Origin of the sequence: Caulobacter endophyticus, assembly GCF_029543245.1 — a bacterium.
Lineage (GTDB): Bacteria > Pseudomonadota > Alphaproteobacteria > Caulobacterales > Caulobacteraceae > Caulobacter > Caulobacter endophyticus_A.
In genome coordinates this window covers 16210-41281 of record NZ_JARQWV010000018.1, presented here as the reverse complement: position 1 = coordinate 41281, position 25072 = coordinate 16210, and the positions used below count along the sequence as shown (strand labels likewise).

25 protein-coding genes, 1 other RNA gene and 1 pseudogene are annotated in these 25072 nt (G+C 70.6%); 13 read left to right on the top strand and 14 right to left on the bottom strand.

From position 1 onward, the window contains the following. Position 1: 1 nt before the first annotated feature. The 4 genes from smc to P7A99_RS17215 form a co-directional block, all read right to left on the bottom strand. Positions 2 to 3448: a chromosome segregation protein SMC gene (smc, locus tag P7A99_RS17230; RefSeq protein WP_277795001.1), complete on the bottom strand. Its 3447-nt coding sequence runs from the start codon at positions 3446 to 3448 to the stop codon at positions 2 to 4. Between the two features lie 15 nt (positions 3449 to 3463). Beyond that, a complete protein-coding gene (locus tag P7A99_RS17225; RefSeq protein ID WP_277795000.1) occupies positions 3464 to 4078 on the bottom strand; it encodes a thioredoxin domain-containing protein in 615 nt (204 codons plus the stop codon). A 2-nt stretch (positions 4079 to 4080) separates the two neighbouring features. Next, positions 4081 to 4704 carry a DsbA family protein gene (locus tag P7A99_RS17220; RefSeq protein ID WP_277794999.1) on the bottom strand — a complete coding sequence of 208 codons (624 nt, stop codon included), beginning with the start codon at positions 4702 to 4704 and terminating at the stop codon, positions 4081 to 4083. 109 nt (positions 4705 to 4813) lie between these two features. Then, positions 4814 to 5359 (bottom strand): DUF721 domain-containing protein, encoded by a 546-nt coding sequence (locus P7A99_RS17215; protein WP_277794998.1) that lies wholly within the window; start codon positions 5357 to 5359, stop codon positions 4814 to 4816. Positions 5360 to 5422: 63 nt separating this feature from the next. On the opposite strand from P7A99_RS17215, the gene mutY reads away from it, so the two are divergent. Both mutY and P7A99_RS17205 read left to right on the top strand, forming a co-directional pair. Continuing rightward, a complete protein-coding gene (mutY, locus tag P7A99_RS17210; protein WP_277794997.1) occupies positions 5423 to 6475 on the top strand; it encodes an A/G-specific adenine glycosylase in 1053 nt (350 codons plus the stop codon). Between the two features lie 254 nt (positions 6476 to 6729). After that, on the top strand, positions 6730 to 8130 hold the full coding sequence (locus P7A99_RS17205; RefSeq protein WP_277794996.1) for a glycoside hydrolase family 28 protein: 1401 nt from the start codon (positions 6730 to 6732) through the stop codon (positions 8128 to 8130). A gap of 143 nt (positions 8131 to 8273) precedes the next feature. Here the strand turns inward: P7A99_RS17205 and P7A99_RS17200 are convergent, their stop codons facing one another. The 3 genes from P7A99_RS17200 to P7A99_RS17190 all read right to left on the bottom strand — a co-directional run bounded on the left by P7A99_RS17200 (position 8274) and on the right by P7A99_RS17190 (position 11734). After that, positions 8274 to 8978, bottom strand: a complete 705-nt coding sequence (locus P7A99_RS17200; RefSeq protein ID WP_277794995.1) for a DUF899 family protein — start codon at positions 8976 to 8978, stop codon at positions 8274 to 8276. A 204-nt stretch (positions 8979 to 9182) separates the two neighbouring features. Further along, positions 9183 to 11024, bottom strand: coding sequence for an arginine--tRNA ligase (locus tag P7A99_RS17195; protein WP_277794994.1), 1842 nt, complete (start codon positions 11022 to 11024; stop codon positions 9183 to 9185). Continuing rightward, complete coding sequence (locus P7A99_RS17190) at positions 11021 to 11734, bottom strand: Tat pathway signal sequence domain protein (protein ID WP_277794993.1); 714 nt, start codon at positions 11732 to 11734, stop codon at positions 11021 to 11023. The genes P7A99_RS17195 and P7A99_RS17190 overlap by 4 nt, the downstream gene beginning before the upstream one ends. A gap of 174 nt (positions 11735 to 11908) precedes the next feature. On the opposite strand from P7A99_RS17190, the gene ispH reads away from it, so the two are divergent. Continuing rightward, the gene (ispH, locus tag P7A99_RS17185; protein WP_277794992.1) at positions 11909 to 12883 is read left to right on the top strand and encodes a 4-hydroxy-3-methylbut-2-enyl diphosphate reductase; all 975 of its coding nucleotides are present in this window, start codon (positions 11909 to 11911) and stop codon (positions 12881 to 12883) included. Between the two features lie 7 nt (positions 12884 to 12890). On the opposite strand, the gene P7A99_RS17180 is transcribed toward ispH, so the two are convergent. Then, positions 12891 to 13292 carry a type II toxin-antitoxin system death-on-curing family toxin gene (locus P7A99_RS17180; protein WP_277794991.1) on the bottom strand — a complete coding sequence of 134 codons (402 nt, stop codon included), beginning with the start codon at positions 13290 to 13292 and terminating at the stop codon, positions 12891 to 12893. Then, entirely contained in the window at positions 13289 to 13516 is a 228-nt protein-coding gene (locus P7A99_RS17175) for an AbrB/MazE/SpoVT family DNA-binding domain-containing protein (RefSeq protein WP_110120059.1), read from the bottom strand. The genes P7A99_RS17180 and P7A99_RS17175 overlap by 4 nt, the downstream gene beginning before the upstream one ends. A gap of 84 nt (positions 13517 to 13600) precedes the next feature. On the opposite strand from P7A99_RS17175, the gene thrB reads away from it, so the two are divergent. From thrB to P7A99_RS17155, 4 genes are all read left to right on the top strand, one after another. Next, positions 13601 to 14563: a homoserine kinase gene (gene thrB, locus P7A99_RS17170; RefSeq protein WP_277794990.1), complete on the top strand. Its 963-nt coding sequence runs from the start codon at positions 13601 to 13603 to the stop codon at positions 14561 to 14563. Beyond that, positions 14560 to 15006 carry a ribonuclease HI gene (rnhA, locus tag P7A99_RS17165; protein ID WP_058348612.1) on the top strand — a complete coding sequence of 149 codons (447 nt, stop codon included), beginning with the start codon at positions 14560 to 14562 and terminating at the stop codon, positions 15004 to 15006. Before thrB ends, rnhA begins: the two co-directional genes overlap by 4 nt. A gap of 72 nt (positions 15007 to 15078) precedes the next feature. Then, on the top strand, positions 15079 to 15495 hold the full coding sequence (locus tag P7A99_RS17160; RefSeq protein ID WP_277794989.1) for an MAPEG family protein: 417 nt from the start codon (positions 15079 to 15081) through the stop codon (positions 15493 to 15495). Positions 15496 to 15637: 142 nt separating this feature from the next. Continuing rightward, positions 15638 to 15979: an endonuclease domain-containing protein gene (locus P7A99_RS17155; protein ID WP_277794988.1), complete on the top strand. Its 342-nt coding sequence runs from the start codon at positions 15638 to 15640 to the stop codon at positions 15977 to 15979. Positions 15980 to 16056: 77 nt separating this feature from the next. Here the strand turns inward: P7A99_RS17155 and nudC are convergent, their stop codons facing one another. After that, a complete protein-coding gene (nudC, locus tag P7A99_RS17150; protein WP_277794987.1) occupies positions 16057 to 17001 on the bottom strand; it encodes an NAD(+) diphosphatase in 945 nt (314 codons plus the stop codon). A 146-nt stretch (positions 17002 to 17147) separates the two neighbouring features. Here nudC and ffs point away from each other — a divergent pair. The 4 genes from ffs (at position 17148) to recR (ending at position 20352) form a co-directional block, all read left to right on the top strand. Further along, an RNA gene (gene ffs, locus P7A99_RS17145) (signal recognition particle sRNA small type) lies at positions 17148 to 17246 on the top strand. A 73-nt stretch (positions 17247 to 17319) separates the two neighbouring features. Continuing rightward, positions 17320 to 19161, top strand: coding sequence for a DNA polymerase III subunit gamma/tau (locus P7A99_RS17140; RefSeq protein WP_277794986.1), 1842 nt, complete (start codon positions 17320 to 17322; stop codon positions 19159 to 19161). Between the two features lie 139 nt (positions 19162 to 19300). Then, positions 19301 to 19630 carry a YbaB/EbfC family nucleoid-associated protein gene (locus P7A99_RS17135; RefSeq protein ID WP_277794985.1) on the top strand — a complete coding sequence of 110 codons (330 nt, stop codon included), beginning with the start codon at positions 19301 to 19303 and terminating at the stop codon, positions 19628 to 19630. A gap of 119 nt (positions 19631 to 19749) precedes the next feature. Continuing rightward, complete coding sequence (gene recR, locus P7A99_RS17130) at positions 19750 to 20352, top strand: recombination mediator RecR (RefSeq protein WP_277794984.1); 603 nt, start codon at positions 19750 to 19752, stop codon at positions 20350 to 20352. 183 nt (positions 20353 to 20535) lie between these two features. Here recR and P7A99_RS17125 read toward each other — a convergent pair whose 3' ends face one another. Together P7A99_RS17125 and P7A99_RS17120 are read right to left on the bottom strand one after the other, a co-directional pair. After that, complete coding sequence (locus P7A99_RS17125; protein ID WP_277794983.1) at positions 20536 to 21513, bottom strand: NADPH:quinone oxidoreductase family protein; 978 nt, start codon at positions 21511 to 21513, stop codon at positions 20536 to 20538. Continuing rightward, positions 21510 to 22553, bottom strand: a complete 1044-nt coding sequence (locus P7A99_RS17120; RefSeq protein WP_277794982.1) for an alpha/beta hydrolase — start codon at positions 22551 to 22553, stop codon at positions 21510 to 21512. The genes P7A99_RS17125 and P7A99_RS17120 overlap by 4 nt, the downstream gene beginning before the upstream one ends. A 32-nt stretch (positions 22554 to 22585) precedes the next feature. Here P7A99_RS17120 and P7A99_RS25240 point away from each other — a divergent pair. Continuing rightward, positions 22586 to 22674 (top strand): annotated as a pseudogene (locus P7A99_RS25240) (hypothetical protein); the annotation flags it as partial. A gap of 9 nt (positions 22675 to 22683) precedes the next feature. On the opposite strand, the gene P7A99_RS17115 reads toward P7A99_RS25240, so the two are convergent. Both P7A99_RS17115 and P7A99_RS17110 read right to left on the bottom strand, forming a co-directional pair. Beyond that, the gene (locus P7A99_RS17115; RefSeq protein WP_277794981.1) at positions 22684 to 23325 is read right to left on the bottom strand and encodes a TetR/AcrR family transcriptional regulator; all 642 of its coding nucleotides are present in this window, start codon (positions 23323 to 23325) and stop codon (positions 22684 to 22686) included. Between the two features lie 223 nt (positions 23326 to 23548). Further along, a complete protein-coding gene (locus P7A99_RS17110; protein ID WP_277794980.1) occupies positions 23549 to 23863 on the bottom strand; it encodes a hypothetical protein in 315 nt (104 codons plus the stop codon). Between the two features lie 97 nt (positions 23864 to 23960). Here P7A99_RS17110 and P7A99_RS17105 point away from each other — a divergent pair, with 97 nt between their 5' ends. Further along, entirely contained in the window at positions 23961 to 24953 is a 993-nt protein-coding gene (locus P7A99_RS17105) for an alpha/beta fold hydrolase (protein ID WP_277794979.1), read from the top strand. Positions 24954 to 25072 lie beyond the last annotated feature (119 nt).

The following is a 25072-nucleotide window of genomic DNA, read 5'->3' as shown; positions in this document are numbered from 1 at the left end:
TTTACTGCGCCGCCACCAGCTCCTCGGCGGTCGACAGGTCCACACTCACCAGCTGGCTGACCCCGCGCTCGGACATGGTCACGCCGAACAGGCGGTCCATGCGGCTCATGGTCACCGGGTTGTGGGTGATGGCGATGAAGCGCGTCAGGGTGCGGCGGCGCATCTCGTCGAGCATGTTGCAATAGCGGTCGACATTGGCGTCATCGAGCGGCGCGTCGACTTCGTCCAGCACGCAGATCGGGGCCGGATTGGCCAGGAACACGCCGAAGATCAGGGCGCTGGCGGTCAGGGCCTGCTCGCCGCCGCTCATCAGGCTCATGCTGGCCAGGCGCTTGCCGGGCGGGCAGGCGAAGATCTCCAGGCCCGCTTCGAGGGGATCGTCGCTCTCGATCAGCCGCAGCTCGGCCTGGCCGCCGCCGAACAGCGCCTGGAACAGGGTCTGGAAGTGGTTGTTGATGACGTCAAAGGCCGCCAGCAGACGCTCCCGCCCCTCGGCGTTCAGCTCCTCGATGCCGTCGCGCAGCTTGGCCACCGCGCCCGACAGGTCGGCGCGCTCGATGCGCATGGTCTCGAGGCGCCCGGCATATTCCTGGGCCTCTTCCTCGGCGCGCAGGTTCACCGGGCCGATGGAGTCGCGCTCGCGTTCCAGGGCGAAGAGGTGGGCCTCGACGCCGGCGGCGTCCTTGGGAACGGCCACGGCCTCGCCGGCCAGGTGGCGGCCCAGGGCCTCGGGCTCCATGCGGGCGCTTTCGCGGATGTTGCTGGCAATCTCGGCGAAGCGCTCGCGGGCGGCGTCCAGGCGGGCGACCAGGGCGGCGCGGCGCTCGCGGGCCTCGCCGGCGGCCTGGTCGGCGGCGCGGGCGGTGCGGTCGGCGGTGATGCGGGCGGTCTCGGCCGCCTCCAGGGCGTCGCTGGCCTTGGCCCGGCGCTGCTCGGCGGCGTCGAACTGGTCGACGAGGACCAGCAGCTTCTCTTCCAGCTCGGCCGGGGCGGCGCGGGCGGCCTCCAGGGCGGCGGCGGCCTTGGCGCGGTCGGCCTCCAGGGCCTCGGCGCGCTTGGCGGCGGCGTCGCGGCGGCGGGTCCAGTCGCCCAGATCGCGCTCCAGGCTTTCCAGCCGGCGCTGGCGGCCGGCGCGCTCGCGATTCTCCAGTTCCAGCGCCGAGCGAGCGGCTGAAGCGGCTTCGCGGGCGGCGGCGGCGGCCTGGCGGGCGGCGGCCAGTTGCGGGGCCAGGTCGCCGACCGAACCGGCCGCCTCATGCTCGGCGCGGACGCCCGCAAGCGCTTCGTCGGCCTCGGCGCGTTCGGCCTCGAAGCGGGCGATGGTGTCGTCCAGCGACTGGGCGCGGGCCTCGCGCTGGGCGGCCTCGCGCTCGTAGCGGGCCACGGTCTCGCGGGCCACGTTCAGCAGGCGTTCGGCGTCGGGCGGACCCCGGCGCTTGTCGCGCAGGGCGTCCTCGGCGGCGCGCAGGCGGTCGGCGGCGGTCTTCAGGGCGGCGGTCGCGACCTCGGCCTGGGGCGCGACCGCGTCGATCTCGGCCTCGACCTCGGCCAGGCGGGTCCGCTGCTCCAGCCGAACGGCGGCGGGCTTGGGCGCATCGGCCTTGGCCACGAAGCCGTCCCAGCGCCACAGGTCGCCTTCCTTGGAAACCAGGCGCGCGCCGACCGGCAGCCCCTTGGCCAGGCGTTCGCCGTCGGCGCGCTCCACGAGGCCGACCATGGCCAGGCGCGCGGCCAGTTCCGCCGGGGCCTTGACCAGCGGGGCCAGGGGCTGGACGCCCTCGGGCCACGACGTCGCGGGCGCGTCGGCGCCGGCCCAGTGCGAGGGCGCGCGAGCGTCGAGCGCGGCTTCCAGGTCGTCGCCCAGGGCGGCGGCCAGGGCCGCGCCGTAACCCTTGTCGGGCGTCACCGCGTCGAGGGCGGGCGAGAAGCCGCTCTTGGCGCGCGGCGCGGTCAGCTGGGCCAGGCCCCGGGCCTCGGTGCGCAGGCGGCCCAGCTGGTCCTCGACCGTGCGGGCCTGATCGCGGGCCACGCCCTCGGCCTGGGCGGCGGCGGCGCGCTCGGCCTCGGCGGCCTCCAGGGCGGCGCGGGCCGCCGCAAGTTGCGCCTCGGCGTTGGCGAAACGCTGGCGCGCCTCGGCGGCGGCGGGATCGACGGCCGGACCGACGGCGGCGCGCTCAGCCTTGGCCTGGTCCAGCGCGCGGACGGTGCGGGCCAGGCGGCTCTCGGCCTCGGCCAGGCGCTGGGCGGCGGCGCGGGCGCGGGCCTCTTCCGCCGCAGCCTGGGCGGCCAGCCGCTCGACGGCGCTGTCGGCCTCGGCGCGCGCGGCCTCGGCGGCCTTGGCGGCGGTCTCCAGCTCGGGGCCGCGCTCGGGGGCGGCGGCGATCAGGCCGCGCACCTCGGCCAGTTCCGGCTCGATCCGCGCGAGCGAGCGGCCGGCGTCTTCCGCCGCCTGCTGCTCGCGGGCGCGGTCGTCGTCGATGCGCGAAAGGTCGGCCGACAGGCGTTGGAACTCGGCGGCGGCGGCGGCGGCGTCGCGCTCGGCGCGGTCCTTCTGGATGGCCAGCTGGCCCAGCACCGCCTGGGCGATGGCCGCCTCTTCGCGCAGCGGCGGCATGGCGGCCTCGGCCGTGACGATGGCTCCCTGGCCGGCGGCCGAAGCGCGGGCGGTCTCCTCGACGTCGCGGGCCGACTGGGTGGCCTCCGACTGGGTGCGCTCCAGCGTGTCGCGGGCCTCGGTCCAGCGGGCGAACAGCACCGCGCCCTGCACGGCGCGGATCTCGGCCGACAGGCGGCGGTACTTCTCGGCCTGGCGGGCCTCGCGCTTGAGGCGGTTCAGGGCCGTCTCGAGCTCGCGGGCCACGTCTTCCAGGCGGGTCAGGTTGCTCTCGGCGGCCCGCAGGCGCAGCTCGGCCTCGTGGCGGCGGGTGTGCAGGCCCGACACCCCCGCGGCCTCTTCCAGGATGCGGCGGCGGTTCTGCGGCTTGGCGCCGATCAGCTCGCTGATCTGGCCCTGGCGCACCAGGGCCGGCGAGTTGGCCCCGGTCGAGGCGTCGGCGAACAGGAGCTGGACGTCGCGGGCGCGCACCTCGCGGCCGTTGATGCGGTAGGTCGAGCCGGCCCCGCGGTCGATGCGGCGCACGACCTCCAGCACCGGGTCGTCGTTGAAACTGGCCGGCGCGGTGCGGTCGCTGTTGTCGATGGTCAGGGTGACGTCGGCGTGGTTGCGCGGCGGGCGGTTGCCGCTGCCTGCGAAGATCACGTCGTCCATGCCGCCGGCCCGCATGGCCTTGGCGGAGTTGGCGCCCATCACCCAGCGCAGGGCTTCCAGCAGGTTGGACTTGCCGCAGCCGTTGGGCCCGACGATGCCCGTCAGGCCAGGCTCGATCCTGAACTCCGTCGGCTCGACGAAGGACTTGAAGCCGGACAGGCGCAGGCGCTGGAACTGCACGGCCGCGCCCGCCCGCTAGGCCTTCAGGGCCTTGTCGATGGCCTGGGCCAGGTCGTCCACCGTCACGTCGCCGACCAGTTCGGCGCCGTTGGCGAAGAAGGTGGGCGTGCCTTCGATCTTGTCGCGCTTGGCGGCGGCCTCGACGCGGGCGTTGAGAGCGGCCAGGGCCGCCTTGTCGTTCAGCGCGGCTTCCAGCTGGGCTTCGGTCAGGCCGAAGCGCTTGGCCACGGCGAGGAGGCCGCCCCAGTAGTCGCCGGTCTTGTACATGCCCGCCTGCGCCGCGAAGATCGCGTCGACCGCCTCGAAATAGCGGGCCGGCGGCACGCGGTTGGCCAGCAGGAAGCCGGCGCCGGCCAGGTCGTAGGGCGGGGTCAGGAACTCGCGGAACACCAGCCGGGCCTTGCCCGTGTCGATGTAGCGCTTCTTGATCGCCGGCATGACCTCCAACGCCGTGTGGGCGCAGTGGCCGCAGCTCATCGAGGCGTACTCGACGATCTGCACCTTGGCCTTGGCCGAGCCCAGGACGTGGTCGCCCGGCTGGGCCGGCAAGGGCGCGGCGCGCGCCAGCGCAGGCATGGCGGTCGCGGCCGCCAGGCCCGTTACGATCAGCGCGCGCCGGTCCAGGGTCATGCCTACTTGCTCGCCGCGGCGATGGCGGCGTCCAGCTGAGCCAGCGGGGCCTCGCCGCCTTCTTCGTTCAGCTTCTTGCCGTTGATGACGAAGGTCGGGGTGCCCTTGATGTCGGTTTCCTTCGAGTAGCGCTCGATACGGTCGTTGAGGGCCTTCAGCGCCTTCTCGTCGCTGACGCATGCGTCGAACTGCTGCTCGTTCAGGCCGGCCGACTGGCCGATGCGAAGCAGCACGTCGCGGTACTGGCCGGTGGTGAACATCTCTTCCTGCGAGCGGTAGACCGAGTCCAGGACCGAGAAATACTTGTCCTTACCGGCGCAGCGGGCCAGCAGGAACGAGGCGGCGGCCACCTGCGGCGGGGCGGTCAGGAACTCGCGGTAGACGTACCGCACCTTGCCGGTGTCGATGTACTTGGACTTGAAGGCCGGGAAGACCTCCTCGTTCCACTTGGCGCAGTGGACGCAACTGGCCGAGGCGTACTCGATGACGGTGACCTTGGCGTTCGGATCGCCCAGGCTCATGTCGTCGGCGGTGACCGTCGCGCCGGTCTTGTTGCAGGCGGACAGGCCGGCCACGCCGGCGACGAGGGCTGCGGCCAGCAGGATCCGGCGGAGGGGCGAGCGCATGGTCGGGTCTTCCTCGAACGTGAACGGTGAAGTTAAGCGCGATTCTTTTTCGGCATGAAAATGGCGCGCTTGAGGCTGTGGTCGCATGAGCGGCAACCCGCGCAGGTTGTCAACTTTCGTTGCGCAGGACGCCGCGGCCCAGTTTCAGCAGGGCCTCCTTCAGCGGACCGTCGGGCTGGTCGGCCAGGCCCTGGGCCAGGTCGCGCTCCTTGGCCGCGTCCAGCGGCGGGCGGCGGCGCGGACGTGGCGGGGCCGAGGCGGCGGCGGCCACCCGGACGGGGCCCTGGACGATCCGCAGCCGCGTCACCGCGCCCTTGCCCAGCAGCAGGTCCAGCCGCTGGGTGATCTGCGGGGCCTGGTGCTGGATCAGCGAGGCCACGGGTCCGTCGACGCGCAGCTCCAGCGTGCCGCCCTCGCCGGTGCGGCTCTTGATGATGCGGACGGGCTCGGTGCGGCGGGCCAGGGTCTCGCCGACGATCTCCTTCCAGCGGGCCTGCAGCGCGCCGGGACCCTGGCCGTACTTTTTGTCGAGCTCGCGAATGAACTTGGCCAGGCTCTTGCCGGCGGGCGGGGGCACGCGCATCGGCGGCCGCGTGCGGCGGCGCGACAGGATCGTCAGGGCCTCGTCGGCCGTGGGCAGCGTGCGGCGATACATTGCGCATAATGCTAGCACGCCCCTCTCCCCTCGCGCGCGCGGATTTGCGATAGGAGGCGGACAATGACCGACGTCGCCGCGATCCGCTCCGCACTGCTTTCCTGGTACGACCGCGAGGCGCGGGTGCTGCCGTGGCGAACCGGCCCCGCCGCCGGCGCCATGGGCCTGCGCAGCGACCCCTACCGGGTGTGGCTGTCGGAGGTGATGCTGCAGCAGACCACCGTGCCGCACGCCACCCCCTACTTCCTGGCCTTCACCCAGCGCTGGCCCACCGTCGAGGCCCTGGCGGCCGAGCAGGACGGCGAGCTGATGGCCGCCTGGGCGGGGCTCGGCTACTACGCCCGGGCCCGCAACCTGCTGGCCTGCGCCCGCGCGGTGGCCAGCCAGCACGGCGGCGAGTTCCCCAATACAGAAGAGGGCCTGCTGGCCCTGCCCGGCGTGGGCGCCTACACGGCCGCGGCCGTGGCGGCCATCGCCTTCGACCAGGCGGCCAATGTGGTCGACGGCAATGTCGAGCGGGTGATGGCCCGGCTGTTCGCGGTGGAGACGCCGCTGCCCGACGCCAAGCCCGAACTGAAGCGCCTGGCCGCCGGCCTCGTCACCGACGAGCGGCCGGGCGACTGGGCCCAGGCGCTGATGGATCTCGGGGCCACGGTCTGCAAGCCCAAGGCGCCGCTGTGCGGCCTCTGCCCCGTCGAAACCTTCTGCGAGGCCCGGGCCAAGGGCGCGCCGGAGACCTATCCGCGCCGCACCAGAAAGGCCGACCGGCCGCGCCGCCACGGCGTGGCCTACATCGTCAGCCGCCGGGGCGAGACGGCCCTGGTGCGACGTCCGGACAAGGGCCTCCTGGGCGGCATGCTGGGCCTGCCGACCTCGGACTGGCGCGACCGCCCGTGGAGCGACGACGAGGCCGCCCGCGCCGCCCCGATCCTGGCCCCCTGGCGCGACCTGGGCGCGGTGGAGCACGTCTTCACCCACTTCTCCCTGACCCTGCGGGTGATGGTCGCCGAGGCCGACGTCGCCGGCGACTTCGTCTGGACCCCGCACGAGGGCCTGACCGCCCTGCCCAGCGTATTCCTGAAGGCCGCGCGGGCGGGGCTGGAGCGGCTCGTCTAGATCCCTCTCCCCTTGCGGGAGAGGGTGGCCTCCGAAGGAGGTCGGGTGAGGGGTCGAAAATCCTGTCCGCTGGGACGGTGGTAAGGCCGGATGAGGCGTCTCGCGTCTGAGAGACCCCTCATCCGCCGGCCTTCGGCCGCCACCTTCTCCCGCAAGGGGAGAAGGATCAGTTCTCAAATATTGACTTCGCATCCCATCATGCGAGCAATGCACCCCGACAAGGGCGACGAAGGCCCGGCATCGGGAGACGCGGCATGGCCATCATCAAGACCACCCGGCGGACGGCGCTCGGCGTCGGCCTGCTGACCCCGCTGATCCCCGGCCTGGCCATCGCCAAGCCCTTTCCCCGCAAGCTGGTCGCGCCGACCGCGCCGTTCGACATGCCCTCGATCGGCGTTCCGGACTTCTCGGGCGCCAGGCGCTTCCCCATCACCGACTTCGGGGCCGACCAGGGCGACCAGGGCAAGACGAGCGCCGCCATCACGGCTGCGATCAGCGCCGCCAACGCCGCCGGCGCGGGCGTGGTGGTGATCCCCGAAGGGATCTGGCCGACCGGCAAGGTGCATCTGAAGAGCAACGTCGCCCTGCACCTGGCCAAGGGCGCCACCCTGCTGTTCTCGGAAAAGCCCGCCGACTACCTGCCGCCCGTCCAGACCACCTGGGAGGGGCTGGAGTGCTGGAACTATTCGCCGCTGGTCTACGCCTTCGACTGCGAGAACGTGGCGATCACCGGGCCCGGCCGATTGAAGGCCAAGCTGGACGTCTGGCGCGAATGGTACAAGCGGCCCAAGCCGCACATGGACGCCCTGGTGGCGCTCTATCACCAGGCCGCCAAGGGCGAGCCGGTCGAGCAGCGCCGGATGACGGTCGGCGAGGCCAATCTTCGCCCGCAGTTCATCCAGTTCAACCGCTGCCGCCACGTATTGATCGAGGACGTCAGCATCGAGGACAGCCCGTTCTGGGTGATCCACCCGTTCCTCTGCGCCGACGTGGTCATCCGCCGGGTGAAGATCCGCGCCCACGGCCACAACAACGACGGCGTCGATCCAGAGATGAGCCGGAACGTGCTGATCGAGGACTGCGTGTTCGACCAGGGCGACGACGCGGTGTCGGTGAAGTCGGGCCGCGACCAGGACGCCTGGCGCCTGGGCGTTCCCACCCGCAACGTCATCATGCGCGACTGCCAGATTCGCAACGGCCACCAGTTGATGGCCGTGGGCAGCGAGCTGTCGGCGGGGATCGAGAACGTCTTCGTCGACAACTGCCATTTCACCGGCGACGGGAAAGGCGAGGACGGCTGGGCCGTGCCGATCGCCAACCTGCTGTTCGTCAAGACCAACGAGCGGCGCGGCGGGTTCGTGCGCAACATCCACATGCGCAATGTCAGCGCCACGAAGATCGCCGGCAGCGTGCTCGCGATCGACACCGACGTGCTCTACCAGTGGCGCACCCTGGTCCCGACCTACGAGCGGCGGCTCACCGCGATCGAGGGCCTGCGGGTCAGCGACGTGCGCGTGGCCCAGGCCGGCTCGGTGTGCAGCATCAAGGGCGAGAAGGACCTGCCGGTGCGCGACGTGCGCCTGAGCAAGGTGGCGGTGGATAAGGTGGCCGGGCCGGTGAAGACCGAGAACGTCGAGGGGTTCGTGTCGGCCTAGGAGAGCTTGGTGCGTGGCCCTCGTCCTTCGACAAGCTCAGGATGAGGACCATTTACAGGCTCGGACCATAGGAAAACCTCATCCTGAGCTTGTCGAAGGACGAGGTTTCGTCTCAGACGTCGGATTTCGATCCACCGCCTCCTTCAATAATCCAGCTTCGGATACCAGTCCGGCGGACGGCCCTCCGGCGTGCTGTCGAGCACCATCCACAGCGGGGCGGGATCGGGGGCGCCGCGGGGGTCCTGGCCGGGGTCGACGGTCTCGTCGGCCATCTCGGCGGACCAGAAATGGCGGATCGTTCCGTCGCGCCGGGAGAAGACGTTGAAGGCCGAGACCTCCGAACCGTCGGGCAGCACGCCGAAATAGTCGCGCGAATAGTCGCCGGTCAGGTCGGTGTAGAGCCGCAGGTTCTTCCAGCCGCGCTCGCGCTTCCAGGCCAGCAGCTTGTCGAGCGGCGAGCGGGCCACCACCGCCAGCGACAGCCGCTGATCGATGTCGAGGGCGTTGCCTTCCCAGGCGCCCAAAAGGTTGGTGCACATCGGGCATGGGCGCTCGCGCTGCGGCCCGAACATGTAGGAGTAGACGACCAGGGTCGGCTTGTCGCGGAACAGCCCGGCCAGGTCGACCTCGCCCTCCTCGCCCTCGAAGCGGTAGTCGCCGATGACCGGCCCGCCCGGCGGCAGGGCCCGGCGCTGGGCGGCGACCCGCTCGATATGGCGGCGCAGCTCGATCTCCTCGGCCAGCAGCGCCGTGCGGGCGGCGCGGTACTCGGCGCTTTCGTTGGGAATCCGCACCGGATTGGCGCGGGCGAGCTCGATGGCGGGGGTCAGGGTCGCGACGTCGTCCATGGCGGTCCTCCCGGTGGCGCGGGCAGGGAACGCCAGAGAACGGCGATATGCAAGCGAGAGCGGGAGATCCTCTCCCTGTGGAGAGGTGTCGGCGAAGCCGACGGAGAGGGGAGAGGCTTCCAGGCCGGCCAATTCCGCGGCGGCTGAAAACGTCCCCCCTCCGGCCCTTCGGGCCACCTCCCCCAGAGGGGGAGGATCATTGCCTTACATCCGTTCCGGCGTTTCCACGCCCAGCAGGTCGAGCGCCAGCTCCAGCTGCTTCAGCGCCGTCTGGGCCAGGGTCAGGCGCGAGGCGCGCACGGCCGGCTCTTCGGCGCTGAGGATCGGACAGGCGGCGTAGAACTTCGAGAAGCCCTGGGCCAGCTTGTAGGCGTGCTCGGCCACGAAGTTGGGGGCCTTCTTGTCGTAGGCCTCGCTCAGCGCGCCCTCGAAGGCGTCCAGCAGCAGGGTGAGATCCCGCTCGGCCTGCTCGGCGACGATCACCGGGCCGCCTTGCGCGCCCTGCTCGGCGGCCTTGCGCAGGATGCTCTTGATACGGACGGTCTGGTACAGCAGGTACGGACCGGTCTTGCCCTCGAAGCTGGTGAAGCGGTCAAGGTCGAAGACGTAGGAGGTGCCGCGGAAGTTCTGCAGGTCGGCGAACTTCAGGGCGGCGACGCCGACCTTGTGCGCGGTCTCCTCGAAGGCTTCCGGCGACAGCTCGGCGCCGAGACCGGCTTCGCGCAGGCGCTCGCGGGCCTTTTCGCGGGCCATCTCGATCAGGTCGTGCAGCTTCAGCACGCCGCCGGCGCGGGTCTTGAACGGCTTGCCGTCGGCGCCGTTCATGGTGCCGAAGCCGATGTGCTCCAGGCCGCCTTGCTGGGCGTAGCCGGCCAGATAGGCGGCGCGGAATACCTGCTCGAAGTGGTCGGCCTGACGCTGGTCGACGCAGTAGAGGATCAGGTGCGGGTCGAACGACTGGCGGCGATCCAGGATCGTGGCCAGGTCGGTCGTGCCGTACATGGCCGAGCCTTCCGACGAGACCACCAGCAGCGGATCGGGGCTTTCGACCTCGATCACCGAGCCGTCAGGCAGCTTCTTCTTCTTGGTCTCGCCCGGACGGGCCACGCGGACGATGCGGGCGCCCTGGTCCTCGACCAGCAGCCCCTTGTCCTCCAGCTGGCGCACCATCGGCGCGATCAGCGGGTCGGCGTCGCTCTCGCCCTTCCACAGGTCGAAGTCGACGCCCAGGGCGTGGAACTCGCGCTCCAGGGCCACGCGGCTGACGTCGACGAAGTGCTTCCACAGCAGACGGTAGCCGAAGCGGCCGTTCTGCAGGTCGGCGGTCGCCTTGCGGGCGCGGTCGCGATAGTCGGCGTCTTCCTTGGCGCGCGCGGCGGCGGCCGGATACAGGCGGTCGAGGTCGACCAGGGTCACCCGGCCGGCGAACTCGGCGCGCACCTTGGCGGCGTCGGCGTCGGAGAAGTCGCGCGGGGCGTCCGGCAGCTTGTCCATCAGGGCCGCGATGAAGGCGTCCTCGTCCATCACCGCGGTGATGAGCAGGCCCATCTGGAAGCCCCAGTCGCCGAAGTGGGCGTCGCCCACCACCTGGTCGCCGCGGAAGCGGTACAGGCGCTTGATCGACTCGCCGATGATCGAGGCGCGCAGGTGGCCCACGTGCATCGGCTTGGCGACGTTCGGGCCGGCATAGTCGACCAGCACGCGGCGCGGCTGCGCCAGCAGGCTGGCGCCGGCGCGTTCGTCGGCGGCGATCTCGTCGGCGCGGGCGGCCAGGGCCGCGGGGCTGACGCGCATGTTGATGAAGCCGACGCCGGCGATCTCGACCGAGGCCAGACGCGGGTCGGCCTTCAGCTGCTCGACCACCTGGACGGCGATTTCACGGGGGTTACGCTTGGCGCTCTTGGCCGCGGCGAGGGCGCCGTTGCACTGGAAGTCGGCCAGGTCGGGCCGGTCGGACGCCGTGACGCGCCCGAAGTCGGGAGACAGTCCGGCGGCCTGGAAAGCGGCCGCGGCCGCCTCGCTCAAGGACCGCTTCAAATCGTTCATTGCTTAGGAGGAGTCCCTGCTTGCTGGGCTTGGGCGGCCTGGCCGGCGTTGACGCGGAAGCGCTTGCCGTCGCGGTTGAAGGCGGCCATTTCCGGGGTGACGTCGAAGCCGATCAGGACCTCGAAATTGCTGCCGCTCGTCGTGGCTTCGGCGCGCGGGATGGTGATGGTCTCCAGCTTCTCGGTGGCGTAGACGCGGTCGCCATTGGCCGGGAAGGTGACGGGCAGGTCGAAATATTCCTTGGCCAGCACCGACTTGTTGCGCTCGGTCACCGCCACCCAGTAGCGGTAGGTCTTGCGGCTTTCGGTGGCTTCGGGACCGCGGCCCAGGGCGAACAGCACCTCGACCTGCATCTTGATCGGGTCGTTGCTCTTGTAGGCGCAGCCCGAGGACACGCCCTGGATCTCGCCGGTATAGCCGGTGGCCCCGGCGCTTTCCTTGCCGCCCTTGAACTCGACATAGCGGCTGGCGTCGTACAGCACCTTCACGAAGGGGCATGGGCCGGCGTTGCGCAGCTGGGCCAGCGGAGCCTTGGGCTGGTTCCACTCCTCGTCGCGCTTCTTCTTCTTGGCGCCGCTGTCGTCTTCCTGGCCGCCGCCCTGGCCGCCGCCCTGGCCGCCGCGGCCGCCTTGGGCGTAGGCGCTGGTGGCGGTGACGGCGATCGACAGGGCCATCAGGGCGCTGAAGGCGACGGAAAGCGTGCGGCGCATGAAACGTCCGGTTCGAGAAGGATTGCCAGAAAGGGAAAGGCCCCACCCGGCGTCATGCAGCCTGATAAAGGCATATGCGTGACCTCGCAACGGGCGCACGTTGCAGCTTCGTCTTCAAAACGCCATGTGCGGCACGTCTGGCGCACGGACGCGCGAACGCTTAGGTTCCGCGCCATGACCACGCCCGCGCCGATCCGTCCCCCGGTCCGTCCCAAGCTCCGCCTGTTCCTGGCCAGCCCGCGCGGCTTCTGCGCCGGGGTCGACCGGGCCATCCAGATCGTCGAGCGGGCCATCGAGAAGTTCGGCGCGCCGGTCTATGTGCGCCACGAGATCGTCCACAACCGCCACGTGGTCGACCGGCTGAAAGCCCTGGGCGCGATCTTCATCGAGGAGCTGAACGAGGCTCCCGACGACCGCCCGGTGGTGTTCTCGGCCCACGGCGTGCCCAAATCGGTGCCGGCCGAGGCCAAGTCGCGGCAGATGATCTATCTCGACGCCACCTGCCCGCTGGTCTCCAAGGTGCACGTCGAGGCCCAGAAGCACTTCGACAACGGCCGCGAGATCGTGCTGATCGGCCATGCCGGCCACCCCGAAGTCGTCGGCACCATGGGCCAACTGCCCGAGGGTACGGTGGCCCTGATCGAGGACATCGACGACGCGCGGACCTGGCAGCCCAAGGACGCCTCGAACGTGGCCTTCCTGACCCAGACCACCCTGTCGGTCGACGACACCGCCGACATCGTGGCCATGCTGAAGGAGCGCTTCCCCGGCATCGCCGCGCCGCACAAGGAAGACATCTGCTACGCCACCACCAACCGCCAGGACGCGGTGAAGATGCTGGCCGAGGCGTCGGACCTCATTCTGGTGGTCGGCTCGCGCAACTCGTCCAACTCGGTGCGCCTGAAGGAAGTGGGCCTGAAGGCCGGCGCCAAGTCCGCCTACCTGATCGACGACGCCTCGGGCCTGGACTGGAGCTGGTTCGAAGGCGTTTCGAGCATCGGCCTGACGGCCGGCGCCTCGGCCCCGGAAGACCTGGTGCAGGGCGTCATCGACGCCATCAGCGGCCACTTCGACCTCGAGATCGAGGAACTGGTCGAGGCCCGTGAGACGGTGACGTTCAAGCTGCCGCGCCTGCTGACGACGGCCTGATCGGAGATCAGGGCGCGTCGATGACGCGCGGGCGCAGCCAGTCGGTCAGTTCGGGGATGCCGATCTCGCCGGCGGCGAGGCGGAAAATGGTTCTCGCGGCATCGGCCTGATCCGCAACCAGACGCAGTCCGTTCACCCTCAGAAACAGGGCCATGGCGTGGAAGGCGGCACGCTTGTTCCCGTCGACGAACGGATGGTTGCCGGATACGGCCGCCGCATAGGTAGCCGCCAACTCGACCAAGTCGACGACGTTCTCATAGTGAAAGCGGTTCTTGGGGCGCTCCAACGCGGAAGCAAGCAGGCCAGGATCGCGAACGCCAGATGGTCCGCCATGCAGAGCCAAGCTTCGCTCATGCAAGGCGACCAGCGCCTGCATGAGAAGCCATCTTGGCTCTTGGGAACCGCTCACTTGGCGAGGGCGCGGAACGTATCGCGGTACTCGTCCATGATCTCCTCGCCCAGCTCGATCTGGCGGGCGACCTCAGGATCATAGGGCGAAATCTGCATGGCGCCGCCAGGCGCTTCGGTCAGGTAGACCACATCGCCCTTCTCGACCCCGAGCTTGACGAGGGCCTCCTTCGGCAAAACCACGCCGACAGAATTTCCAACTTGGGTGAGCTTAAGCGCGATCATGCGAGACGCCTGATAGAAGTTCTTACATCCGTTATACCCTGAACGCCGCTTGACCGCCAGCGCGCGGCGCCGCATCCCGCGCCCATGGCCGTCTACACCGACATCACCGATCAAGAGCTCGAAGGCTTCCTGGCCGAGTACGACCTGGGCGCCCCGGTGGCGTTCAAGGGCATCGCCGAGGGGGTGGAGAACTCCAACTTCCTGCTCGAGACGGAGACCGGCCGCTACATCCTGACGGTCTACGAGCGCCGCGCGCGGCCGGAGGACCTGCCCTATTTCCTCGACCTGCTGGGCTGGCTGGCCGATCGCGGCTATCCCTCGGCGCGGCCGGTTCCCGACAAGGCGGGCAAGACGCTCAAGACCCTGCGCGGCAAGCCGGCCGCCATCGTCGGGTTCATGCCGGGCCTGTCGGTGCGCAAGCCCAGCCCCGCCCACTGCCGCGAGGCCGGCGAGGGCCTGGCCTGGCTGCACCTGGCCGGCGAAGGCTATGCCGGCCGCCGCGCCAACGACCTGGGCCAGCCGCACTGGGCCCCGCTGTTCTCCAAGCACCGCCAGGCCGCCGAAGACCTGAAGCCGGGCCTGGCCGCGACCATCGACAAGGACCTGGCCGAAATGGCCCTGGCCTGGCCGCGCAATCTGCCCGCCGGCACGATCCACGCCGACTATTTCCCCGACAACGTCTTCTTCGGGACCGACGGCAAGTTCGCGGCGACCATCGACTTCTACTTCGCCTGCGACGACGCCTACGCCTACGACGTGGCCGTGACCCTGAACGCCTGGTGCTTCGAGGCCGACGGCAGCTTCAACGTCACCGCCGCCCAGGCCCTGATCGCCGGCTACGAGCGCCGCCGCCCGTTGAGCCCGGCCGAGCGCGACGCCCTGCCGATGCTGGCGCGCGGCGCGGCCATGCGCTTCTTCCTGACGCGCCTGGCCGACTGGAACGCCACGCCGGCCGGCGCGCTGGTGCGCCCCAAGGACCCGCTGGAATACGAGCGCAAGCTGGCCGTCCACCGCGAGGGCCTGTCGCTGTTCGGGGGCCGCGCGTGACCCCCAAGCTGATCATCTACACCGACGGCGCCTGCCGCGGTAATCCCGGCCCCGGCGGCTGGGGCGCGGTGCTGATGTACGGCGACAAGCGCAAGGAGATCTGCGGCGGCGAGCTGGCGACGACCAACAACCGCATGGAGCTGATGGGCGCGATCATGGCCCTGGAGGCGCTGAACCGCCCGACCAAGGCCGAGCTGCACACCGACAGCCAGTACGTGATGAAGGGCGTCACCCAGTGGATCCATGGCTGGAAGGCCAAGGGCTGGAAGACCGCCGACAAGAGCCCCGTCAAGAACGTCGACCTGTGGCAGCGCCTCGACGCCGCCCGTCTGCGTCACGAGGTCGACTGGCGCTGGGTCAAGGGCCACGCCGGCCACGAGCACAACGAACGCGCCGACGAACTGGCCCGCCGCGGCATGGAAGAGACGCTGAAGAAGCGCTGACGAAACGGCAGGCTTCGCGCCGCGCGCCTTGACCGATAGCCTCCCCGAAACACGACCTGGGGAGGCAACGAGATGAACACGATGATCGCGCCGGTGCTGGCGCTGGTGAGCTGGACGCTGGTGATGTGGGCGTGGATGTACGCCCAGCGGCTGCCGGCGATGACCAAGGCCGGGATCAAGCCGCAGGACGCCCGCTTTCCCGGCGCGCTGGACGTGCTGCCCGACGCCGCCCGCCAGGCGGCCCACAACTACAACCACCTGATGGAACAGCCGACGATCTTCTACGCGGCGGCCCTGGCGATCTTCGTGGCGGGGCATGGCGATGGAACGGCCGTGGCCCTGGCCTGGGCCTATGTGGCCCTGCGGATCGTGCACAGCCTGGTGCAGGCCAGCGTCAACATCGTCATGGCGCGGTTCGCGGTGTTTTCGCTGAGCACGATCGTGCTTGCGGTGATGATCGTGCGGGAGTGGGCGCGGCTGCTGGGGTGAGGCGCCAGGCTGAACCCTCTCTCTTTGAGAGAGGGAGGGGCCCGCCGCGAAGCGGTGGGAGGGTGAGAGGTTTCACCGCTAGCGGGAGAAATCCCCATTCCTTCCGTTGCACCGCTTTCGCAACCGAGCCGACCCTGGCGTCATGGACAAGACCGCCAACGCCCGCAGACTTCGCCAGAGCCAGACCCTCGCGGAGCAGACGCTTTGGAAGCTCGTTCGCAACCGTCGCCTCGGCGGGTTCAAATTCCTGCGGCAGCTTCCGATCGACCGCTACTTCGCCGATTTCGTCTGCGAGGCTGGAAAGCTGATCGTCGAGCTGGACGGCGCCACCCATGAAGGGCGCGAGGACCACGACCAGCACCGCACGCAGGTCCTGGAATTGTTCGGATACGTGGTCCTGAGATTTCCCAACGAGCGGATTCTGGCTGATCCGGGCGGCGTCACGGACGACATCCTGGCTGCGCTACGTTCTGGAAGGGCGTAACCTCTCACCCTCCCACCGCCTGCGGCGGCGGGCCCCTCCCTCTCTCGAAGAGAGAGGGTTTAGGAAGCGCAGCCCCCTCAGTCTTCAGACTCGCACCAGGTCTTGATCAGCTGATGCGCGATGGCCAGGGTCGGGGGGGCGAACGCGTCCTCGATCTCGCCGCGGATCAGGGCCTTCGCCTCGTCCTTGTCGAACCAGCGGACGGCTTCCAGCTCGGTCTGGTCGGGGGCGGCCTGGTCGCTGTCGACCTCGGCGATCATGCCCATCATCAGCGAGGCGGGGAACGGCCAGGGCTGGCTGGAATGGTAGCGGACCTTGGTGGCCACCAGGCCGGCCTCTTCCTTGAGCTCGCGGGCGCAGGCCTCCTCGATAGTCTCGCCGGGCTCGACGAAGCCGGCCAGGGCCGAGAACATGCCGGCGGGCCAGGCCGCCTGGCGGCCCAGCAGGCACTTTTCCCCATGCACGGCCAGCATGATCGCCACCGGGTCGGTGCGCGGGAAGTGCTCGGCGTGGCAGGACGGGCAGATGCGCTTCCAGCCGCCGTCGGCGATGTCGCTCTTGTTGCCGCAGTTGGCGCAGAACGGATGCTTGCGCCGCCATTCGAACATCGACTTGGCGGTGGCCAGGATGCCGGCGTCGGGGGCCGGCAAGGTGGCGGCCGCGCCGCGCAGGTCCTCGAAGCGGCCAAGCCCCTGCAGGGCGCCCTCGGCCGGATCGGCCGCGCCCTCCAGGTCGACGGCGAAGACCGCGATGTCCTTCCACAGGCCCATGAACAGCAGGCGCTCGTCGGTGCCCGCCAGCTCCTTGGCCATGTCGGCGCGCAGATAGGCGATCTGGACGCCGGTCGGCTCGTCGTCGGCTGAAGGGGAATCCTCGACCAGCACCTTGCCGTTCCAGACGGCCACGGCCAGGGACTGGGGGTCCTCCAGCTTCTCGGCCAGCCAGCTGGCGTCGCCTCGGCGCTCGCCGGCGCGGTCGAGCGGATTGCCCGCGAAGATGTTGACGATCTCGGAAAGCGGCATGGGTCGATTCTGTAGAGGCTGGCCGGGCAAAGTGTAAGGGGTTTTGGCGTCCGGCGCCCGCCACGCGACGCCCGGCGACAAAGAGTCGTCACGAGACGGAGCGCTTGGCGCTTGCATATCGCGCGATGAGTCGCGATATACCCCCTCGGAGATCGGCGACGGACGATGGCCTCGCCAACCTGGTCAGGGCCGGAAGGCAGCAGCCACAACGAGATCACCCTCGGGTCGCCCGCCGGTCTCCACCTTTCCCCATATTCAGTCAGCATTGACTATCGCGCGAGCCTTTTGCCGCGCCGCCCGACGCTCTAGACTGCGCCCATGGCCGATCACGACCTCACGCCCGATTCCGCTCCCCCCTGGGACGAGCCCGCCTTCGATCGTGAGGCGCCGCCCGAGCGCGACGAGAACACGGCCGACATCTTCGGCGAGGCGCCCGCCCCCGCAGCCGCTCCGGTCGCGGCCAGGCCCCTGCCCGAGCCTGAAGCCGAGGAAGCCGGCGCGGCCTATACCGTGCTGGCCCGCAAGTACCGCCCGCGCACCTTCGAGGACCTGATCGGCCAGGAGGCCATGGTCCGCACCCTGGCCAACGCCTTCCAGACCGGCCGCATCGCCCACGCCTTCATGCTCACCGGCGTCCGCGGGGTCGGCAAGACCACCACCGCCCGCCTGCTGGCGCGCGCCCTGAACTACGAGAGCGACACGGTCCACGGCCCCTCGGTCGACCTTTCCACCGAAGGCCGCCACTGCCGGGCGATCATCGAGGGCCGGCACATGGACGTGCTGGAGCTGGACGCGGCGTCGCGCACCAAGGTCGACGAGATGCGCGAGCTCTTGGACGGGGTGCGCTACGCCCCGGTCGAGGCGCGCTACAAGGTCTACATCATCGACGAAGTGCACATGCTGTCGACGGCGGCGTTCAACGCGCTGCTGAAGACGCTGGAAGAGCCGCCGCCGCACGCCAAGTTCATCTTCGCCACCACCGAAATCCGCAAGGTTCCGGTGACGATCCTGTCGCGGACCCAGCGCTTCGACCTGCGCCGCATCGAGCCGGACGTGCTGGCCAGGCACTTCGACCGCATCTCGCAGCGCGAAGGCGCGAAGATCGATCCCGACGCCCTGGCCCTGATCGCCCGCGCCGCCGAGGGCTCGGCCCGTGACGGCCTGTCGCTGCTCGACCAGGCCATCGTCCAGACCGAGCGCGGCCAGACCGTCACCGCCGCCGTCGTGCGCGACATGCTGGGCCTGGCCGACCGCAGCCAGACCATCGCTCTCTTCGAACAGGTGATGAGCGGCAAGCCGGGCGAGGCCCTGACCACCTTCCGCCAGCTGTGGGGCTTCGGCGCCGACCCGGTGGTGGTGATGCTCGACCTGCTGGACCACTGCCACGCCGCCTCGGTGGCCAAGGCGCTGGGCCCCGAGGCCCTGTCGATGCCCAAGGAGCAGGCCGCTCGCCTGACCTCGGTCGGCGCCCAGACCAGCGCCGGGACCATGGCCCGCCTGTGGCAGATGCTGCTGAAGGCCCATGACGAGGTGCGCCGCGCGCCCGACGCCATGGCCGCCGCCGAGATGGCGATCATCCGCCTGTGCTACGCCGCCGACCTGCCGGGTCCGGAGGATGCGCTGAAGGTCCTGCGCGACGGTGGCAATCCCGGTGGTCCGGGCGGCGGCGTCGCCGTGGGCGGCGGCGCCGCTCCGGGCGGAGCCGTCTCGGCCGCGCCGCGCGCCATGGCCGCCGTCGGCGCCGCCCCGGCCGCCCCTGTGCTGGCCTCGTTCGACGACGTGCTGAAGCTGATCGCCGAGAAGCGCGACATCGGTCTTCGCCTCGACGTCGAGCAGTTCGTCCGCCCGATCAGCTTCCGCCCCGGCGCCATCACCTTCGAAGCCGCCCCCGGCGCCCCGGGCAACCTGGCCGGCCGCCTCGTGCGTGCGCTGAAGGAATGGACCGGCCAGCCCTGGCTGATCGCCGCCGAGGGCGGCGGCGGGGCCGAAAGCCTGATGGAGCGCCAGAAGCGCGAGGAGCGCGAAGCCCTGGCCGCCATCAAGTCCGATCCGTTCGTGGCCTCGGTGCTGTCGGCCTTCCCGGGCACGGAGATCGTCGAGATCCGCAAGGTCCTGGCTCCCGAACCCGCGCCGATCGAGCCGGACGAGGCCGAGGACTAACAGAACCCTCCGTTCCCTTTGAACCGCCCTCGTCCTTCGACAAGCTCAGGATGAGGGCTACCTTGAAGGCCCGTCAGTAGGAAACCTCACCCTGAGCCTGTCGAAGGGCGAGGTTTCGGGCCAGCAGTTGGAGCAGACCATGAAAGACCTCAGCGGCCTGATGAAGCAGGCCCAGGCCATGCAGCAGAAGCTGGCCGACGCCCAGGCCCGCCTCGGCGAAGCCCTTATCGAAGGCACCGCCGGCGGCGGCATGGTCACCGTCACCCTGTCGGGCGCGGGCGACCTCAAGAAGGTGGTGCTGGACGAAAGCCTGATCGAGCCGGGCGAAGGCGAGGTCATCGCCGACCTGATCGTCGCCGCCCACGCCGACGCGAAGAAGAAGCTGGAAGCCAAGCAGGCCCAGATGATGCAGGAAGCCGCCGGCCCGATGGCTGGCCTGATGGGCGGCATGCCCGGGATGAAGTTCTAAACGGCGGAACCGCCATCCCCGCCCTTCGACAAGCTCAGGGTGAGGATGTCTACTGAGCCGAACATCACCCTCACCCTGAGCTTGTCGAAGGGCGAGGGTGACGCACCCAGAAAGACCAAATGGCCGCCTCCGCCGGACCCGAGATCGAGCGCCTGATCGCCCTGCTGTCGAAGCTGCCGGGCCTTGGACCGCGCTCGGGCCGGCGGGCGGCCCTGGCCCTGTTGAAGAAGCGCGACACGCTGCTGGCGCCATTGTCGGCGGCGATGGCCGAGGCCCAGGCCAAGGTGAAGACCTGCTCCACCTGCGGCTCGCTCGACACCACCGATCCCTGCGCGGTGTGCGCGGACGGCTCGCGCGACGTGCGCCTGCTGTGCGTGGTCGAGGAGGTCGGCTCGGTGTGGGCCATGGAGCGCGGCGGCTCGTTCAAGGGCCGCTACCACGTGCTGGGCGGCCTGCTCTCGGCGCTGGACGGCGTGGGCCCCGAGACCCTGCGGGTGGGCGAACTGCTGGAGCGCGCGTCCAGCGGCGAGGTCGCCGAGGTGATCCTGGCCCTGCCGGCCACGGTCGACGGCCAGACCACCGCCCATTACCTGGCCGACCGCTTGGCCCAGACCAACGTGCCGGTGACCATGCTGGCCCGCGGCGTGCCCGTCGGCGGGGATCTGGACTGGCTCGACGACGGCACCATCGCCCAGGCCCTGCGAGCGCGGCGGCCGGCCTAGAGAACCCCTCTCCCGTGGGGAGAGGGAGGGGCCCGCGCTGAAAGCGCGGGAGGGTGAGGGCGTACGCCCTTTCCGGACCATCCTGACGACACGGCGAGGACGGCCGCGCGAAACGGCCGCCGTCTAAACCCCTCACCCTCCCAGGCTTCGCCTGGGCCCCTCCCTCTCCCTCTGGGAGAGGGTTCAAAAGACCACCACCGCCTTGCCCACCACCCGCCGCTGGGCCAGCAGCTCGAACGCCTCGCGCCAGCGCTCCAGCGGAACCTCGGCATGGACATGGGGCCGGATCGTCCCCGCATCCGCCATCGCCCAGACCGCGGCCTGGTCCTGCGCCCCGCGCTCGGGAAACTGGCGGCCGTACTCGCCGGCCCGCACGCCCATCACCGAGACCCCCTTGATCAGGGGAATATTGGCCGAAACGGTCGGGATCCGCCCCGAGGTGAAGCCGATCACCAGCAGCCGCCCGTCAAAGGCCAGGCACCGCAGGCTCTCGTCGAAGACATCGCCGCCGACCGGGTCATAGACCACGTCTGCGCCGCGCCCGCCGGTGATCGCCTTCACCCGCTCGCGGAAACCGCCGGTGACGTTGACGACAGCGTCAGGCGCATAGAGCCGCGAGACCTCCACCAGCTTGTCGTCGGAGGCCGAGGCGGCGATCACCCGCGCGCCCATGGCCTTGGCTAGGTCGACGGCCGCCAGGCCCACGCCGCCGGCCGCGCCGTGCACCAGCAGCCACTCGCCAGGCTGAAGGTTCGCCCGCCGCACCAGCGCCACCCGCGCCGTCAGATAGGCCGCGCCATAGGACGCCGCCTCGCCGAACGACAGCCGCGCGGGCTTGGGCTTCAGCGCCCTGGCCGGCACGGCGATACACTCGGCGAAGGCCCCGGTGCGCGCGCCGCCGACCACCGCCGCGCCGATCTCCAGACCCTCGGCGCCCTCGCCCAGGGCGGCGACCTCGCCGGCGAAGTCGAGGCCGGGGGTGAACGGCAGGTCCGGCTTCAGCTGGTACTCGCCGCGGGTCATCAAGAGGTCGGGAAAGTTGACGCTGGCCGCCCTGACGCGGACCAGCACCTCGCCGGGACCGGGCGCGGGCGTTGGAACCTCGCGCACCGCACAGCCGGCGAAGTCGGGCGCCAGGCTTTCGACGACCAGCGCTTTCACGCGCCGCGCCGCCCCTCGATCTCCGCCCGCACCAGCCCGGCGATCTCGCGGCAGGCCGCATCGGCCGCCGGCACCGCGCCGGTGAAGGCCGTGAAGCCATGGGCCAGGCTGTCGTAACAGCGGTAGGTGGTGGGCACGCCGGCCGCGATCAGGCGCTTGGCGTAGGCTTCGCCTTGGTCGACCAGCGGGTCGAAGCCGGCGGTGATCACGATGGCGGGGGCGAGGCCCGTCAGGTCCTGCGTCTTGTCGGGCGACAGGCGCGGGTCGGCCGGATCGGCCTCGGGGCCCATATAGTGGCCCATGAACCACTCCATGATCGGGCGGCTCAGCGGATAGCTGTCGGCATAGACCGCCATCGACGGGGTCTCGCTGGCCACGTCGACGGCGGGATAGATCAAGAGCTGGAAGGCCGGCTGGACCTCGCCCGCGCGCTGCATCTCCTGGGCCAGCACGGCGGCGAAGTTGCCGCCCATGCTGTCGCCGCCGATCGCGGCCTGCCCCGGCGCCGCGCCGAAGCGGGCGGCGTTGTCGCGGCCCCAGCGATAGGCGGCCAGCACGTCGTCCAGACCGGCGGGGAAGCGATGATCGGGCGCCAGGCGGTAGTCGACCGACAGCACGGCGGTCCTGGCGATGCGCGCCAGGATCCCGCAGAAGGCGTGGCAGGTCTCCAGATCCCCGATCACCCCGCCGCCGAAGTGGGCGAAGACGATCAGCGGCGCGGCGGCGTCCTGCTCGGCCGGGCGATAGGCGCGGATCGGGATCTGGCCGCCGGAGCCGTCGATGCTGAGGCTCTCGTTGCGCACCCCGGTCTCGGGCGGACCCGAGACCGCCAGCAGGCCCTTGGCGCTGCCCGCCCGCGCCTCTTCCGGCGACAGGGTGGTCATCGACGGCATGCCCTTGGCCGCGTGGGCGAAGAACTGGAAGCGCGGGTCCAGGGTGCGTCCGCCGCGATAGACGACGCCCCCGCCGCTCAGCGCCCGCAGGATCGGGGTCGGCAGCGACAGGATCGTCTTGAGGACCAGCTTCTGGACGTCGGCCATTCGGGGGCTCTTTCTGGTTGGTTTCGGTGGGACCGCCCTCGCCCTTCGACAAGCTCAGGGGGAGGACTACAGGCAGGCCGGCAGCAGTAGAAACCTCATCCTGAGCCTGTCGAAGGACGAGGTTTCGTTCTCAGGGCCTGGGCAGGGCCGGCAGGCCGCCGAGGATCAGGCCGACGGCGAAGGCGGTGGCGCCCTGCGTATCCATCGGCCGGCGCTCCAGCATCTTGTCGCCGACCTCGCGGGCCACGGCGATACAGGCGGCGGTCAGGTAGTCGAGATCCACGGGAGGGGCGTGCTCGCGCTCGAGCACCCGCTCGAAAGCCTCGCGCACCTCGGCGAAGACGGCGGTGACCTCGGGCGTGGCGCGGACCTGGGGGTGGGTCTCGCCGGCCGGGCGGTTGACGCGCCAGGTCTCGTGCTCGGCGGCCAGGAAGTCGAAATAGGCCCGCATGGCCCCGCGCAGGAACGAGGCGAAGTCGGTCGCCTTCTCGAACTCCACGCGCAGCAGCGGCCGAAAGCGCCGCGCCCCGTCGTCGGCGAGGGCGTCGAACACCTCCTCCTTGGACTTGTAGTAGTTGTAGAAGGTGCCCGAAGCCAAGCCGGTCAGGCGGATGATGTCGCGCACCGTGGCCCCGTCATAGCCCAGCTCGCCGAACACCTGCCGGGCCGCGTCGAGAATGGCCTGGCGGTTGGCGGTCTTGGTGCGCTCGCGCTTGCCCGGGCGATTGTCCTCGCGCGGCGGCATGGCGGGGAAATAGGCGATGTTCGACATCGAGGCGCGGCTCTTTTGTTGGGCGGCGTCAATGACGCCCCGTCAGGATTTGAGCCTCGTTCCGAGCGCGGAGCAAGAGGGGATGCAAGAAGATCCTCCCCCTCTGGGGGAGGTGTCGCCAAAGGCGACGAAGGGGGTGTGGCTGATGAGACGGCCGGCGCCCCGAAAGCTGAAAACGTCCCCCCTCCGGCCCTTCGGGCCACCTCCCCCAGAGGGGGAGGATCTAGTTGCCGTTCGGCCGGACGAACGTCGCCTTGCAGCGGGCGTCGCAGCGGGCCCATTCGCCGGGGCAGCTGTCGTCGTCGGTATTGGCGCGGCAGAAGTAGTAGGTCTTGGCGCACACGGCCTTGCAGGCGGCCGGATCGGCGCCGGGCCGGGGTGACTGCAGCGGGATCGGCGGCGGGATCACGGCCTGGGCGCTGGGGGCCGGCGTCGCCTCCGGCGCGGGCGCCGACAGGGCGCGGCGCGCATGGGTCTGGGCCCCGGCCGACGAGGCCAGGGCGGCGACCAGCAACAGGGAAGGCAGCACGCGACGCATGACTTTCGAGTCTAGGGACTGATCCGCCGGAAATAAACCGCGCCCGGACGTCGCGGGCGCTCTCGACGAACGATCCTGCGCCCCTACATTGAGACCCATGCTCAAGCACGCCGGACGCGCCCTTGCCGCCTTCACCCTGCTCTTCGTTTCCTTCGTCGCGGCGGGCGGCGTGATGGCCGCGGTCGGACACAAGGCCCCGCGCGGAACCTTCGTCGACATCGGCGAGGGCCGTAAGCTGCGGCTCGTCTGCGAGGGCGAGGCCACCCACCCCGATCGCCCGACCGTCTGGCTGGAAGCCGGCGCCTTCGGCTTCGCCGCCGATTGGGGCGCGACCCAGGACGCCCTGGCCGCCGCCGGCTGGCGCGCCTGCGCCTATGACCGCGCCGGCATGGGCTATTCGCCCAAGGGCCCCAAGCCCCGCGACGGCCTGGCCATCGTGGCGGACTTCGAGAAGCTGGTCGCCGCCTCGGGCGAGACGGGTCCCTACATCCTGGTCGGCCACTCGATGGCGGGCCTGCGCCTGCGCGAATACGCCGGCCGCAATCCAAGCCAGGTCGCCGGGCTCGTCCTGGTCGACGCCGCCACGCCGGAGGCGGCGAAGATCCGCCGCGCCAAGGGCTTCATCAAGTCGTTCGTGTTCATCTCGCGGGCGGCGGCGCTGGGCGCCTCGACCGGGCTCTACAAGCCGCTGGTCTATACCCGCCTGGGCGACAAGATCGGCCTGCCGCCGGACGCCAAGGCCGAAAAGCGCTGGGGCTTCGCCAACGGCCGCCACAACCGCACCTCGGCGCAGGAGGTCACGCTGTGGGCCGAGGCCTCCGCCCAGGCCGGCGCGCAGCCGCCGTTCAAGCCCGAATGGCCGGTGGCCGTGGTCACCGCCGGCGCCCGGGTGGGCGAGCGCGCCCAGTGGAAGGACATGCAGGCCGCCCCGGCGCGGGCCTCGCAGCACGGCTATGTCGACCACGTGGCCGGCGCCACCCACACCCGTCTGCTGGGCGGGGAGTTCGCCGACCACATCGTGCGGGCCGTGGAGTTCGTGGCCCAGGCCCGGGGCAAGGCGCCCCAGGCGCTGGTGGACGTGACGAAATAAGTCCTTCTCCCCTTGCGGGAGAAGGTGGCGGCGAAGCCGACGGATGAGGGGGCGCACCCACGAAAAACGCCGCGACGGCTGATCAGCTGTCGCGGCATCTTGTGTTTGAGAGGCCCCTC

Excerpts from the sequence above, each read along its gene's own strand:
- P7A99_RS17225 (WP_277795000.1), bottom strand. The coding sequence starts at position 4,078 with ATGACCCTGGACCGGCGCGCGCTGATCGTAACGGGCCTGGCGGCCGCG.
- P7A99_RS17220 (WP_277794999.1), bottom strand. The coding sequence starts at position 4,704 with ATGCGCTCGCCCCTCCGCCGGATCCTGCTGGCCGCAGCCCTCGTCGCC.
- P7A99_RS17215 (WP_277794998.1), bottom strand. The coding sequence starts at position 5,359 with ATGTATCGCCGCACGCTGCCCACGGCCGACGAGGCCCTGACGATCCTG.
- mutY (WP_277794997.1), top strand. The coding sequence starts at position 5,423 with ATGACCGACGTCGCCGCGATCCGCTCCGCACTGCTTTCCTGGTACGAC.
- P7A99_RS17205 (WP_277794996.1), top strand. The coding sequence starts at position 6,730 with ATGGCCATCATCAAGACCACCCGGCGGACGGCGCTCGGCGTCGGCCTG.
- P7A99_RS17200 (WP_277794995.1), bottom strand. The coding sequence starts at position 8,978 with ATGGACGACGTCGCGACCCTGACCCCCGCCATCGAGCTCGCCCGCGCC.
- P7A99_RS17195 (WP_277794994.1), bottom strand. The coding sequence starts at position 11,024 with ATGAACGATTTGAAGCGGTCCTTGAGCGAGGCGGCCGCGGCCGCTTTC.
- P7A99_RS17190 (WP_277794993.1), bottom strand. The coding sequence starts at position 11,734 with ATGCGCCGCACGCTTTCCGTCGCCTTCAGCGCCCTGATGGCCCTGTCG.
- ispH (WP_277794992.1), top strand. The coding sequence starts at position 11,909 with ATGACCACGCCCGCGCCGATCCGTCCCCCGGTCCGTCCCAAGCTCCGC.
- P7A99_RS17175 (WP_110120059.1), bottom strand. The coding sequence starts at position 13,516 with ATGATCGCGCTTAAGCTCACCCAAGTTGGAAATTCTGTCGGCGTGGTT.
- thrB (WP_277794990.1), top strand. The coding sequence starts at position 13,601 with ATGGCCGTCTACACCGACATCACCGATCAAGAGCTCGAAGGCTTCCTG.
- P7A99_RS17160 (WP_277794989.1), top strand. The coding sequence starts at position 15,079 with ATGAACACGATGATCGCGCCGGTGCTGGCGCTGGTGAGCTGGACGCTG.
- P7A99_RS17155 (WP_277794988.1), top strand. The coding sequence starts at position 15,638 with ATGGACAAGACCGCCAACGCCCGCAGACTTCGCCAGAGCCAGACCCTC.
- nudC (WP_277794987.1), bottom strand. The coding sequence starts at position 17,001 with ATGCCGCTTTCCGAGATCGTCAACATCTTCGCGGGCAATCCGCTCGAC.
- P7A99_RS17140 (WP_277794986.1), top strand. The coding sequence starts at position 17,320 with ATGGCCGATCACGACCTCACGCCCGATTCCGCTCCCCCCTGGGACGAG.
- P7A99_RS17135 (WP_277794985.1), top strand. The coding sequence starts at position 19,301 with ATGAAAGACCTCAGCGGCCTGATGAAGCAGGCCCAGGCCATGCAGCAG.
- recR (WP_277794984.1), top strand. The coding sequence starts at position 19,750 with ATGGCCGCCTCCGCCGGACCCGAGATCGAGCGCCTGATCGCCCTGCTG.
- P7A99_RS17120 (WP_277794982.1), bottom strand. The coding sequence starts at position 22,553 with ATGGCCGACGTCCAGAAGCTGGTCCTCAAGACGATCCTGTCGCTGCCG.
- P7A99_RS17115 (WP_277794981.1), bottom strand. The coding sequence starts at position 23,325 with ATGTCGAACATCGCCTATTTCCCCGCCATGCCGCCGCGCGAGGACAAT.
- P7A99_RS17110 (WP_277794980.1), bottom strand. The coding sequence starts at position 23,863 with ATGCGTCGCGTGCTGCCTTCCCTGTTGCTGGTCGCCGCCCTGGCCTCG.
- P7A99_RS17105 (WP_277794979.1), top strand. The coding sequence starts at position 23,961 with ATGCTCAAGCACGCCGGACGCGCCCTTGCCGCCTTCACCCTGCTCTTC.